This window comes from Geomicrobium sp. JCM 19055 (genome assembly GCF_000698185.1).
GTDB classification, from domain to species: domain Bacteria; phylum Bacillota; class Bacilli; order Bacillales; family Marinococcaceae; genus Geomicrobium_A; species Geomicrobium_A sediminis.
On the sequence record NZ_BAXL01000001.1, the window covers coordinates 127,469 to 140,358 of the forward strand.

Genomic DNA, 12,890 nt, shown 5'->3' on the forward strand with positions numbered 1-12,890 from the left:
TTTGAAAAGTCTTATTGTAGAACTTGAAAAATAGCTGTCCCATTGTTATAATCTTTTTATGTGTGAAAAGACCTCTGCGTAAGAGGGAGGAGGGAATACTTCATGAAAACGGAAATTCATCCGCAATATCAAAAAGTTGTTTTCTTAGATACAAGCACGGGCTTCAAATTCCTAGGTGGTTCTACGAAATCATCAGCTGAAACAACAGAATGGGAAGACGGCAACACGTATCCTGTAATTAAAGTTGAAATCAGCTCTGATTCTCACCCGTTCTACACAGGTAAGCAGAAGCTTGCTGATGCTGGTGGTCGTATCGATCGCTTCAAAAAGAAATACAACATGTAATGTTCAAGACAAGCCAGGGGGACTCCCACTTGTCTTTTTTTTGTTCAATTTCCTTAGATCTCCGAACATGATAACTAACACTTACGGATAAAATGATAATGCACAATCAAAAAGATTGTTGTTGGATGACGACCTCCATTTGTAGACGTATGCCACGCCTGCAGATTTCATTAGGGGAAACATGGGATCATGATGAACAAGCAAGCCTTATCATAAGGCTTGCTTGTTAGCGTTTACGCCTTCTAAGCGCTTGTTGTAACGGGTCCCAAACACCATTATAAGGTGGAGCGTAGGCGAGGTCTAAATTCTCGATGTCTTCACACGTTAACTTCGAATAAAGTGCAGTAGCTGCGACATCAATACGTTTATCAACGCCTTTACCGATAATTTGTGCACCGAGGAATTGATCGCTCGTACGATCGTAGACAAGGTTCAGGTGAATCGGCTTCTTCTCTTCGAAATAACCAGCAATATGAGCGCCTGTGTAGTGAACGGTACCAACATCGTGTCCAAGAGCCGTAGCTTCTTCTTCAGATAAGCCAGTCATCGCTACATCAAGGTTAAAAAAAAGCGGAATATACTCGTACCTGTCATCCCTTCATAGCGACGAAGAGGGAGTCGCTCACTCATGTTCATTCCTGCAATACGCCCTTGTTTATTCGCATGTGTTCCTAATGGAGCGTAATCAGCTTCTTCTTTTAGTCGATGATATTGAAGGGCACAGTCGCCAGCAGCATATACGTCTGCCATATTCGTTTGCAAGTACTCATTTACATAAATCGCTCCTTCTTTAGAGCGTGTAACAGAGCAGTCAGATAGAAAGGCTGTATTCGGCTCGATTCCTGTTGCGAAAATGACGAGATCAGTTGATATCTCGCGTTGATCTGTTTTCACAGAATGCACACGCGTTGTGCCTTGGACGGCTTCAATTTGTTCTGATAATCGTAAATCAACGTTATGGAACCGTGCTTCTTCATGTAAATGTTCAACGAGTTGGTCGTCAATACCAGGAGCCAACTGGTCGTTTCTTTGAATGAGACAAATATCATAACCTTGCGTAACGAGGGCTTCGGTCAGCTCAAGGCCGATGTACCCGCCTCCAACAATGGTGATGTGAGACACGTCTGGAAGGTCTTTTTGTAAGTTTTGTAAATCTGGAATTGTTTTTAATGTATGTGTACCTTTAAGATCTTTGCCTGGAATGTCAGGCACAATCGGACTTGCTCCAGTGGCGATCAAAAGTGTATCGTAATCAATCGTTTCATGTTTGTTCTCACTTTGTACGTAAACAAATTTTTTCTCACAATCAATGGATGTGACTTCACTATTCGTCCGAGCATCGATGCCATATCGACTTCGAAATGTCTCAACGTCTCGCGCGATTAAATGATCTTCGTGTTCAATTGCTCCTTCAATCACATAAGGAAGACCACATTGAGCATAAGAATAAATTGCACCTTTCTCTATGGTTGTAATCATCGTATTTTCTTTGTCTCGATTTCGTACTAGTTCCATTGCCGCGCTCATGCCTGCGGCATCTCCACCGATAATGACGTAACGTTTCATCGTACCCCTCCTAGTAATGTTTCACATGGAACAAGAGCAGAACCCGTTTTGACCAACTTACTTCCTTATACTATACTAAATTTAGAAGAAAAATGAGGTGAAGAGTGTGCTTGAAAAACTTCAAACGGTTGAAGATCGCTACGAGCAGCTAAATGCATGGTTAAGTGATCCTGAAGTCATAAGTGATACAAACAAGCTACGTGAGTATTCTAAAGAGCAATCGAACATAGAAGAGACTGTACAGGCGTACCGCGAATATAAAACAACATCATCTGAATTGAGCGATGCAAAAGTGATGTTGAACGAAGAAGATCTTGATGCGGATATGCTTGAAATGGTTAAAATGGAGATTGAAGAGCTTCAAGAACGTAAAGTTGAAATTGAAGAACGACTGAAAATCCTCCTTATTCCAAAAGACCCGAACGACGATAAGAACGTAATTATTGAAATTCGTGGTGCGGCAGGCGGTGACGAAGCGGCACTTTTTGCAGGCGATTTATTCAAAATGTATAGCCGTTTTGCGGAGCAGAATCGCTGGAAGACGGAAATCATTGAGACGCATGCGACCGACATTGGTGGGTTCAAAGAGATTATTTTCTCCATTAATGGTGACGGTGCATACTCAAAGATGAAGTACGAAAACGGCGCACACCGTGTGCAGCGTATTCCATCCACGGAGTCGGGTGGACGAATTCATACATCAACAGCGACGGTAGCTGTACTTCCAGAAGCTGAAGAAGTTGAGGTAGAGATTCACGATAAAGACTTACGAGTGGACACATTTGCTTCAAGTGGTCCAGGCGGCCAGAGTGTTAACACGACGATGTCTGCTGTGCGAATCACACATGAGCCGACTGGGATCGTCGTGAGTTGCCAAGATGAGAAATCACAAATCAAAAACCGCGATAAAGCGATGAAAGTATTACGTGCCCGTGTATATGATAAGTTTCAAAAGGAAGCACAAGATGAGTACGCAGAAAACCGCAAAGCTGCGGTTGGAACGGGCGACCGTTCTGAACGTATTCGTACGTATAACTTCCCGCAAAGTCGTGTTACTGACCATCGCATCGGATTAACGTTGCAAAAGCTCGAACAAATTCTTCAAGGGAACTTGAATGAAATTATTGATCAACTCATTGTTGAAGAGCAAGCAAAAATGATGGAGCATACGAGCGAATGAAAGACGTAACATATGTATACGAAGCCCTAAATTGGGCTTCGTCTTTTTTAGAGTCTAAAGAAAAAGAAGCACATGCTGCGGTCTGGCTTATGGAAGACCTTCTTGGCGTAGAGGGGATTGAATTTCAACTGAAACGTCGTGAGGAGTTAAGAGAAGACCAAAAAGTGTCGTATCAAGCGGCTATTGAACGGTTTATCGCGGGCGAGCCAGTGCAATACATTAGTGGCCAAGCAAGTTTTTATGGCCGGAAGTTTAACGTAAACGAACATGTGCTCATTCCAAGACCCGAAACCGAAGAGCTTATTGAACTTGCACTCAAATTGATGCAAGAACAAGGCTTTCGTGCACCGAAGATTGCAGACATTGCTACGGGGAGTGGAGCGATTTCAGTGACGCTCTCTTTGGAATGCAAAGCAGCGAAAGTTGTGGCAACAGACATCTCAAAGCGCGCACTTGAAGTGGCCAGTGGGAATGCAAAGAAACTTGGAGCTACCCGTGTAGCCTTTCGAGAAGGAGATTTAACCGGCCCGCTCGTAGGTGAGACGTATAACGTAATCGTCAGTAACCCACCGTACATCCCGATTGCCGAAGTGGAGAAACTTCATGAGCATGTCAAAAATCAAGAACCTCATTTAGCTCGCGGGTGGAGATGATGGACTCCTGTTCTACGTACGCTTAGCAGAGGAGCTTCCAGGTGTATTAGCTGAGGACGGAATCGTCTTATTAGAGATTGGTTACGATCAAGGACCGACGGTTTCTTCGTTAATGGAAAAGGCATTTCCGCATGCTCACGTCCGCATACATCAAGACCTCAATGGTAAAGATCGAATCATAAGTATCACATAAGAAATTTGTCGTACGAAAACGAGTTTATCTCTCCCTCCCTCTGACCAAGCTTAACAGTAGAGAGGGAGAGTGAATGATCATGAAACAAGCACTTATTTATACATTTATCTGTTTATTTATGGTCGTCGGTACGTGGGAAAGCCAACAACAATATTGGATGGCGGAAGATAGCATTCCTGAAGATGCAATCCGTTTGCGAATCTTTTCGCATTCTGATGCACTTGTGCATCAACAGATTAAACGAGATGTTCGTGATGAAGTTGCCCTTTATACTCGTGAAATGCTAACAGGGGCGACGACGCAATCGGAGGCAAGAGCAACATTTACAGAGCAATTAACAAACATTGAAGACATTGCAGAAGACATCGTCGAGCGACATGGTTTTGATCTACCTGTAGATGTTTCACTATCAGAAGACGTGGAGTTCCCAACAAAAGTGTATGGACCACTCGTATACCCGGCAGGATTATATGAAGCACTCGTTATTGAAATTGGTGATGGAAACGGAGAAAATTGGTGGTGCGTCTTATTTCCGCCACTCTGTTTGACTGACTTAGGGATCGGATCCGATGAAGAAATAGAAGAAGAGGAAGTCGAGTTATCAACAGAGGATGTAGACAAAACTGGGGATAATTCAGAGCCGGAATTCACATTTTTTTGTGGCAGAATTATGGGACAATTGGTTTGGCGGAAAATCATAAGAGTTATCCTCAACAACAAACACCTATGTGGATAAATACCTTCGAATTGTGGATAACTAAGCAGAGGTGTACACAGTATCAAAAGCCTTGTTATAAAGGGGAAATTTACATTTTAAGGAGAAATACGTGTGAGTTACCAACATACAAACTGGTTGCCTGTGAATAACTTTCAGGACACTGAAAGCGTTTCAAAGGCAGTAGATATATGGAAAAAAAGGCGGTCTTATCGCCTTTCCGACAGAAACGGTTTATGGGTTAGGGGCGAATGGGTTATCCACAGAAGCGGTGGCTAAAATCTTCGAAGCGAAAGGGCGACCGAGTGATAATCCACTCATTCTACATATTGGACACATTGAACAGTTAGACACATTGGTTCTTGAAGTAAATGAAATGGCTACTATTTTGGTTGAAACATTTTGGCCGGGTCCGCTGACGTTAGTCATGAAACGAAAACCCGGGGTACCAGATATTGTGACAGCAGGACTTGATACGGTCGCTGTTCGTATGCCAGATCATCCATTAGCGTTAACGTTATTGCAATCTGTAAACTTACCGATTGCTGCCCCGAGTGCCAATCGGTCTGGTCGCCCAAGTCCAACGCGTGCTAGTCACGTAAAAGCAGATCTCGACGGCAGGATTGATGCCATTATTGATGGTGGTGCTACAGGATATGGACTTGAATCAACTGTTGTTGATGTAAGTGGTGAAGAACCTGTCATCTTGCGACCGGGCGGAGTTACTCAAGAAATGATGGAGGATGCTTTAGGGTTCCAATTTGAGCAGAATCGTTCGATCAATTTGACAGAGGAAGCCCCTCGGTCGCCAGGCATGAAATATCGCCATTATGCCCCAAACACAGCGCTCGTGTTAACGACAGGGCTTGAGCATACGAACGACGTCCTCCACGAATTGAAACGATCAGGAAAACGTACGGCAGTTGCCGTCATTGATGAGTGGCGCGAACGAGTTACAGCGGATGTTGTGTTTACGCTTGGAGCGGGAGCGGATTTGCATGCGATTTCTAGCAATGTCTATCGTGTCTTGCGTGAGGTAGACGATGTAGTGCCGAATGTTGATGTCCTTGTGTTTCAAACGTTTGTAGACAAAGGTCTTGGAAGAGCCATTATGAATCGATTGAATAAAGCTGCATCGAACGTCTAAAACCCTGCTTGTCTGCATACCCTTGTACAACAGACAAGGGGGTTTTTTATGTTTGAGTGGTTTAGTTTAATTGTGATGGCAGTTGCTCTAGGTATGGACGCATTTTCGATTGCGCTCGTTTTTGGTGTTGGCCCTGGGATTAATCGATCGGGTATGTGGCGAATTGCTACGAGTGTCGGTGTGTTTCATATGATTATGCCTCTTGCGGGAATGGCGCTCGGTGCATGGATCTCTAACTTTTATGGCGCAGGAGTTGCGAGTTTTGTTGCTGGAGTTATTCTGGCGTTGATCGGTATACAAATGATTTTCACAAGTGTAAGCGGGAAAAAGGAGCAATCATTCCAATTAAGAGGGATCGGTGTGCTATTTTTTTGCATTTATTGTGAGCCTAGATAGTTTTTCTGTCGGAGTATCACTTGGCGCACTTGGTGCGGAGGCAACTGCTGTCATTCTCATATTCGGCTTCGTAACGATGCTCATGACTCTAATTGGCTTAAGCTAGGAAGCTTGTTTAGAAACCGAATTGGAGACTACGGTGAACTATTAGCAGGAATTGTTCTTTCATTATTTGGTGTGTATTCAGCTATCCCTTTATTCTTCAATTTATTTAACATATGATAGTGGTATAGAGTTTTTATAAGGGGATGGATAGCGTGACGCGCGTATTATTTGTGTGCACCGGAAACACGTGTCGAAGCCCAATGGCTGAAGCACTGCTCAAACACCATACTGCAACAGTCGACGTTCAATCTGCGGGAATCCATGCATTTCCGGGTTCAAAAGCGGCAGAACATTCAGCGATACTCGCGAAGGAATTCGGTCAAAGCTTGGACGATCACTCGGCGCAACAACTCGACGAATCGTTACTAGGATGGGCGGATATTGTATTGACGATGACTGCGAATCATCAAGATGCAATTGCTTCAATCTTCCCAAACGAAAAGCAAAAGGTTTTCACGCTCGGTGAATTTGCAGGTGAACCCGATGCGAACATCCAGGATCCATTCGGAGGAAGCTTAGAGCAGTACCGCATCGCAAAGGAACAAATGGAAAGACTAATACAAGCTGCAAAACCAAGATTAGTGGAGGGAAAGTCATGAAGGTAATTATCGGATCAGACCATGCCGGTCTTCGTTTAAAGAAAGAAATTTTACCACTGTTAGATGAAAAGGGAATTGAGTATGAAGATGTTGGTGCTCACGAAATGGACAGCGTCGATTACCCTGATTTTGCAAAACCTGTGTCTGAAGCGGTAGCAAGCGGAGATTACGAGCGAGGCATTTTAATTTGTGGAACAGGAATTGGCATGTCGATCGCTGCGAACAAAGTCAAAGGCATCCGTTGTGCCCTCGTTCATGATTTATTTAGTGCAGAAATGACACGTCTTCACAATGACTCGAACGTGTTAGCTATGGGTGAGCGCGTTGTTGGACCTGGTCTTGCAACATCAATCGTTGAAAAGTGGCTCGATACTCCGTATGAAGGAGGACGTCACCAACGTCGTGTTGACAAGATGATGGAGCTCGATCAAACATGACAATCATAAGTGAGGTCAGAGACTTGCTCGCTGAGTTAAATGATCAGGCGTCACTTCAAGGCGGTGACGTACTTGTGATTGGTGCAAGTACGAGTGAAATTGCGGGAAAGCACATTGGCACAGAAGGCTCTGAAGAAATCGCCAAAGCTATTGTAGAAGCGGTTGAACAATTTTGTTCAGAGACAGGGGTAATTCCTGCGTACCAAGGGTGTGAGCATATTAACCGAGCCCTCGTCGTACCGCGGTCATTCGCGAATGCTCATCACCTTCCAATTGTAAACGTAATACCTGTACGTCATGCTGGTGGAGCGATGGCCGCTTATGCTTATTTAGAAGGGCAAGAGCGTGTCATCGTTGAACATATCGCGGCTGACGCAGGTGTTGATATCGGCCTCACGTTGATCGGAATGCATTTGAAACACGTGGCCGTGCCCGTTCGACCGTCGAACTCAAAGGTTGGACAAGCGATCGTCACGATGGCAAGAACTCGTCCAAAATATATTGGAGGTCCACGCTCACACTATAGCAATTCGTGATAAACTAGAAAAAAAGGATAGGGAAAGGGGAACAACTGTAAGATGAAACATGTCGCAAGTCAAGATCCTGCCATTTTTGAAGCTATTCAAGATGAATTACAACGCCAAAGAGAAAAGATCGAATTGATTGCATCGGAGAACTTTGTATCTGAAGCGGTCATGGAAGCCCAAGGTTCTGTTTTAACGAACAAGTATGCAGAAGGGTATCCGGGTCGTCGTTACTACGGAGGTTGTGAACACGTAGATGTCGTTGAAGATCTTGCACGAGATCGTGTGAAAGAAATCTTCGGTGGCGATCATGTAAACGTTCAACCCCACTCGGGTGCACAAGCGAACATGGGTGTCTACTTCACGATTCTTGAGCATGGCGACACCGTGCTCGGAATGAACCTTTCTCACGGTGGACACTTGACGCATGGTAGTCCAGTAAACTTTAGCGGTGTTCAGTATAACTTCGTTGAATACGGTGTAACGGAGAATGATCATCGCATCGATTACGACAAGGTTCTTGAGCTCGCTAAAGCTCATCAACCGAAACTCATCGTCGCAGGTGCTTCTGCTTATCCACGCGAAATTGACTTTAAACGTTTCCGTGAGATTGCCGATGAAGTTGGCGCGTATCTTATGGTCGACATGGCTCATATTGCAGGTCTAGTTGCTGCTGGTCTTCACAACAACCCAGTTCCTCATTCTCATTTTGTAACGTCAACGACTCACAAAACGCTACGTGGACCACGCGGTGGTTTGATTATTTGTGAGGAACAATTTGCGAAAAAAAGTGGACAAGTCGATCTTCCCTGGTCTTCAAGGTGGTCCACTGATGCATGTCATCGCAGCAAAAGCAGTTTCTTTCCTAGAAGTATTGCAGCCGTCATTTAACGACTATGCAGCTCAAATTATTCGCAATGCAAAAAGACTCGGAGAAAGCTTACAGAAAGAAGGCATTAACCTCGTTTCTGGTGGGACAGACAACCACTTGCTTCTACTAGACTTAACAGGACTAGGTCTAACAGGTAAAGTGGCTGAAAAAGCGTTGGATGATGTTGGTGTTACAACGAACAAAAACACCATTCCGTTTGATCCAGAAAGTCCATTCGTGACAAGTGGTATTCGAATCGGGACGGCAGCCGTAACTTCTCGTGGCTTTAAAGAAGAAGATATGGATGAGATCGCTGCGATTATCGGACTCACGCTTAACAATATGGAACAAGAAGAGAAGCTTGCTGAAGCACGTCAACGTGTAAAAACGTTAACGAGTAAGTTTCCGATGTACGAATAAAGAGTGAGAGGAAAGCAGGAGGCACGTATTCCTGCTTTTTCTTATGACGCTTTTATCTTGCCATAGTTTTGATGCAATTTGGATAAAATATGACTTGAATCAAGGTCTGTTTTTCTGTAGAATTTTCAAAGGCATTTATCGATTTCACTCTTTAGAGTTTAGAAATAGAACCAATAAAAGGAGCGTGTTTGCAGTATGGGTAAAGTATACGTATTTGATCATCCACTCATCCAACATAAACTTACGTACATTCGTGATGTATCAACAGGAACGAAGGAGTTCCGTGAGTTAACTGATGAAGTCGCGACGTTAATGGCATTCGAAATCACTCGTGATCTTCAACTTGAAGAAGTGACGATCAACACACCAGTAGGTCCAGCACAATCGTCAGTGATCGCTGGTAAGAAGCTTGGAATTGTCCCGATTCTTCGTGCAGGTCTAGGAATGGTAGAGGGCATCCTCGACTTAATCCCAACAGCAAAAGTAGGACATGTCGGTCTTTACCGCGATCCTGAAACGTTTCAACCTGTTGAGTACTACGTAAAGCTCCCTAAAGACATTGAAGAGCGTGACTTAATCGTTGTAGATCCAATGCTTGCAACTGGAGGATCTGCAGTTGAAGCGATTAACTCGTTAAAAACACGCGGAGCAAGAAACATTAAGTTAATGTGCCTCATCGCTGCTCCAGAAGGCGTTGCACAAGTACAACAAGATCACCCGGACGTTGACATCTACTTGGCAGCACTTGATGAAAAGCTAAACGAAAAAGGCTACATCGTACCAGGCCTTGGCGATGCTGGTGACCGTCTTTTCGGAACGAAGTAAATGACATTTATGAAAAAGAACCTTCTCAGCTCGGTGTGAGAAGGTTCTTTTTTTGTTGTAAAAAGTGATTGTATGATTCGGCATCCTCTAGCGCATTCTAAATGCTATAAAGGAGGTCGGTGATGAAGAATACGTTCCGATGCATAACCGCCCTTATGATGTCGATGGTTCTTTTACTAACATCATTTACGAGCGTACATGCTCAGCCGTCAAAAGAAATGTATATTGTCCAAATGAATGAGTCGTATAGCGAAACGATGAACCGAATTGAAGAAGTAGTCGGTGGAATTGAACCTGAGTTATATATGAGAATAGTATCAATGGGGCAGCTTACCGGTTTACGAGCGAACAAGCAGAACGAGTAAAGGCGATTGCTGGCGTCAGTGCAGTTGACGCAAGCGTAGATTACGAAGTGTCTTTAAAAGAAAGTGTGCCATTCATCGGCGCTGACAATCTTCGATCTGAACTAGAGGACCGAGGTGTGCGGCTGACTGGAAAAGGTGTCAAAGTCGGTGTGATTGATACAGGCATCGATTACAATCATCCTGATTTAAGCCGGAGTTATGTGAAAGGCTACGATGTTGTTGACAAAGATGACGATCCGATGGAATCGAAGATTCGAGGAAAAGCACAGACGTTTCATGGTACTCATGTTGCAGGGATTATTGCAGCAAATGGTCGTGTGAAAGGTGTAGCACCTGAAGCGGAACTGTACATTTATCGCGCCCTCGGTCCAGAAGGCCAAGGATCAACAGCCTTTATTCTAGAAGCGATTGAACGGGCGATTGATGACGAAGTTGACGTATTGAATTTATCACTCGGAAGCCCAATTAACGGTCCAGATTGGCCGACGAGCTTGGCGCTAGATAAAGCGACAGAAGCAGGCATTATTACAGTTACTTCAAATGGAAATAGTGGGCCGGACCTATGGAGCGTCGGGTCGCCAGGGACGTCTTCAAAGGCGATTTCAGTTGGTGCGTCTACACCACCATTAAAAGCGCCACAAATCCGTGTTTCAGACGGTGAAGAGAACATCGGTCTACACGCGATTCAAGGGTCGAAGCCTTGGGACTTAAAACGAAGTAATTTGCTCGTTGATGGTCACCTCGGGATGCCAGAAGATCTGATGAGTGTTGAAGGCAAGGTCGTGCTCATTGAGCGTGGTGGAATACCGATTAAAGCAAAATTAGAGAATGCAAAAGAAGCTGGGGCAAAAGCGGTACTTTTGATGAATAATATTCCTGGGACGTTCGCAGCGGGTGTCGAAGAACCAGTAGCCTTTACCGCTGCGACAATTGATCATCATGACGGTGTGCGGTTGCGTGAGTGGATTGAACAGAATGGTGAAGATGCCATGATTGAGACGAAGTACGTGGAAGAAACCGATCATATGGCGTTGTTTAGTTCAAGAGGTCCTGTTACGCAAACGTGGGACATTAAACCGGATGTGGTTGCACCGGGCGTTGATATCGACAGCACCGTGCCGAACGGTTACATGGCGTTGAACGGTACGAGTATGGCAGCGCCTCACATTGCCGGAGCGGCAGCACTTTTGAAACAAGCAAAACCAGAGTGGGGACCAGAACAAGTCAAAGCAGCATTAATGAACACGGCAGTTCCCCTCGTGTCAGAGAATGGTGAGCGTTATCCTCCATTTGTTCAAGGATCTGGTCGTGTCGATATCGAAGCAGCCGTTCGAAGTGACACGCTCGTTTATCCTGGTGCGCTTTCATTTGGTGTATGGGATGGGGATCCGAAACAGCAAGAAAGCCAGCGACTTGAGAAAGAACTCACGATTGAAAATCACGGTAATGAAAAGAGAACGTATCGCTTTGACGTACCGGCATCACTCGGTACAGGCTTAAAATGCAAATGCCAATGCCTGTTACAGTCGAACCGGGTCAATCGAAGGACGTGACGATCCGTGTTGAGATTGAGACGGATATTATCGACTTCAAGCGTGTTGACGGGCAAATTAAAGTAACGGGCGGACAAGAGGATATCACGTTACCGTTTCTGTTATTCAGTGATGAGCCAGATTATCCGAGAGTTAGTGCATTTCAATTCGGGAAGCTACCGAACGGTGGGGATTGGATGTACGAAGTGTTTTTACCTGGTGGAGCAGAAGAACTGGAAATTTCGCTCTATGATCCTGATACCTTTACGTACATTATGACGCTTGATCATGAAACGGATATTCCAAAAGGCGTATTTGAAAAACGCCTTCACAAGGACGCAGTGCAATTGGATCCAGGGCTTTATCACGTTCTCGTTTATGCAAAGTTAAAAGATCGAGAAGATACGGTCGAATCCAAGATTCTATTATTAGAGTCGAGAAAGAGGAAGTGATGTGGATGGAGGAGCTTAACCTTAAGTTCTCCAATCTTTTTGGTTCTTCAAAGCATAATTATCACAAAAAATGGATATTGCTGCTATGATACAAGACCTAATTTACAATTTGTCAATCTTTTGACACAAAGTAGAATTTGCCGATCACTGTTGCGGAGGGATTTTCCTTGTATATCCCTCGTTGACATCAATGTATCCCTATTGTACGATTACTGAGGGTATGATGATTGATTATCGTGTAGTAGTACAGGTGATTAATCTTAGATTCCGAAGGGAGTAACCAAATGGCAGGAGACAACGGCAAGCGAAACCCTCATAAAGGTGTCGCAATTGTGTCGTCGGTTCTTTTTTCCATGATCGGTTCGATGTTCGGAGGTTTATTATTAGGATATTGGGCTGATGGGCATTTAGGAACAACCCCATTTCTTCTTATTGTAGGCTTGCTACTCGGTATGACAGCAGGTTTTTATGGTGCGTATCAGGTAATTAAGCCATTTTTAGGAGACGATGACAAATGATGCCTACGCCACTACAAGAACGTATGAGATTATATTTTCGAGTGGTG

At 44.3% G+C, this 12,890-nt stretch carries 15 protein-coding genes and 2 pseudogenes; 16 read left to right on the forward strand and 1 reads right to left on the reverse strand.

Annotated features, from left to right (window positions below; translation table 11 throughout):
• Positions 1–102 precede the first annotated feature (102 nt).
• The gene (locus tag JCM19055_RS00665) at positions 103–345 is read left to right on the forward strand and encodes a type B 50S ribosomal protein L31 (protein WP_042358117.1); all 243 of its coding nucleotides are present in this window, start codon (positions 103–105) and stop codon (positions 343–345) included.
• 226 nt (positions 346–571) lie between these two features.
• Here the strand turns inward: JCM19055_RS00665 and JCM19055_RS00670 are convergent.
• Positions 572–1,911, reverse strand: a pseudogene (locus tag JCM19055_RS00670) (FAD-dependent oxidoreductase).
• Positions 1,912–2,017: 106 nt separating this feature from the next.
• Here JCM19055_RS00670 and prfA point away from each other — a divergent pair.
• The 15 genes and pseudogenes from prfA to JCM19055_RS00735 all read left to right on the forward strand — a co-directional run bounded on the left by prfA (position 2,018) and on the right by JCM19055_RS00735 (position 12,843).
• The gene (gene prfA, locus JCM19055_RS00675; RefSeq protein ID WP_042358118.1) at positions 2,018–3,091 is read left to right on the forward strand and encodes a peptide chain release factor 1; all 1,074 of its coding nucleotides are present in this window, start codon (positions 2,018–2,020) and stop codon (positions 3,089–3,091) included.
• On the forward strand, positions 3,088–3,744 hold the full coding sequence (gene prmC / locus JCM19055_RS00680) for a peptide chain release factor N(5)-glutamine methyltransferase (protein ID WP_052365732.1): 657 nt from the start codon (positions 3,088–3,090) through the stop codon (positions 3,742–3,744). The genes prfA and prmC overlap by 4 nt, the downstream gene beginning before the upstream one ends.
• Positions 3,745–4,010: 266 nt before the next feature.
• Positions 4,011–4,673, forward strand: coding sequence for a stage II sporulation protein R (gene spoIIR / locus JCM19055_RS00685; protein WP_052365733.1), 663 nt, complete (start codon positions 4,011–4,013; stop codon positions 4,671–4,673).
• Between the two features lie 190 nt (positions 4,674–4,863).
• Positions 4,864–5,799, forward strand: a complete 936-nt coding sequence (locus tag JCM19055_RS00690; protein ID WP_265181665.1) for an L-threonylcarbamoyladenylate synthase — start codon at positions 4,864–4,866, stop codon at positions 5,797–5,799.
• A gap of 48 nt (positions 5,800–5,847) precedes the next feature.
• Positions 5,848–6,195, forward strand: a complete 348-nt coding sequence (locus JCM19055_RS22215; RefSeq protein WP_052365734.1) for a manganese efflux pump — start codon at positions 5,848–5,850, stop codon at positions 6,193–6,195.
• Positions 6,182–6,301, forward strand: a complete 120-nt coding sequence (locus JCM19055_RS24985) for a manganese efflux pump (protein ID WP_193745248.1) — start codon at positions 6,182–6,184, stop codon at positions 6,299–6,301. The genes JCM19055_RS22215 and JCM19055_RS24985 overlap by 14 nt, the downstream gene beginning before the upstream one ends.
• 151 nt (positions 6,302–6,452) lie before the next feature.
• Positions 6,453–6,899 (forward strand): low molecular weight protein arginine phosphatase, encoded by a 447-nt coding sequence (locus JCM19055_RS00700; protein WP_042358119.1) that lies wholly within the window; start codon positions 6,453–6,455, stop codon positions 6,897–6,899.
• The gene (rpiB, locus tag JCM19055_RS00705) at positions 6,896–7,336 is read left to right on the forward strand and encodes a ribose 5-phosphate isomerase B (protein WP_042358120.1); all 441 of its coding nucleotides are present in this window, start codon (positions 6,896–6,898) and stop codon (positions 7,334–7,336) included. Before JCM19055_RS00700 ends, rpiB begins: the two co-directional genes overlap by 4 nt.
• Positions 7,333–7,872, forward strand: coding sequence for a TIGR01440 family protein (locus JCM19055_RS00710; RefSeq protein ID WP_042358121.1), 540 nt, complete (start codon positions 7,333–7,335; stop codon positions 7,870–7,872). The genes rpiB and JCM19055_RS00710 overlap by 4 nt, the downstream gene beginning before the upstream one ends.
• 42 nt (positions 7,873–7,914) lie before the next feature.
• Positions 7,915–9,151, forward strand: a pseudogene (gene glyA, locus JCM19055_RS00715) (serine hydroxymethyltransferase).
• A 195-nt stretch (positions 9,152–9,346) separates the two neighbouring features.
• The gene (upp, locus tag JCM19055_RS00720) at positions 9,347–9,976 is read left to right on the forward strand and encodes a uracil phosphoribosyltransferase (RefSeq protein WP_042358122.1); all 630 of its coding nucleotides are present in this window, start codon (positions 9,347–9,349) and stop codon (positions 9,974–9,976) included.
• Between the two features lie 122 nt (positions 9,977–10,098).
• Positions 10,099–10,341 (forward strand): hypothetical protein, encoded by a 243-nt coding sequence (locus JCM19055_RS00725; protein WP_042358123.1) that lies wholly within the window; start codon positions 10,099–10,101, stop codon positions 10,339–10,341.
• A gap of 47 nt (positions 10,342–10,388) precedes the next feature.
• Complete coding sequence (locus JCM19055_RS00730) at positions 10,389–11,894, forward strand: S8 family serine peptidase (protein WP_052365735.1); 1,506 nt, start codon at positions 10,389–10,391, stop codon at positions 11,892–11,894.
• Positions 11,855–12,325 carry a hypothetical protein gene (locus JCM19055_RS22220; protein ID WP_265181612.1) on the forward strand — a complete coding sequence of 157 codons (471 nt, stop codon included), beginning with the start codon at positions 11,855–11,857 and terminating at the stop codon, positions 12,323–12,325. The genes JCM19055_RS00730 and JCM19055_RS22220 overlap by 40 nt, the downstream gene beginning before the upstream one ends.
• A gap of 284 nt (positions 12,326–12,609) precedes the next feature.
• Complete coding sequence (locus JCM19055_RS00735; protein ID WP_042358124.1) at positions 12,610–12,843, forward strand: AtpZ/AtpI family protein; 234 nt, start codon at positions 12,610–12,612, stop codon at positions 12,841–12,843.
• The last annotated feature ends 47 nt before the right edge of the window (positions 12,844–12,890 follow it).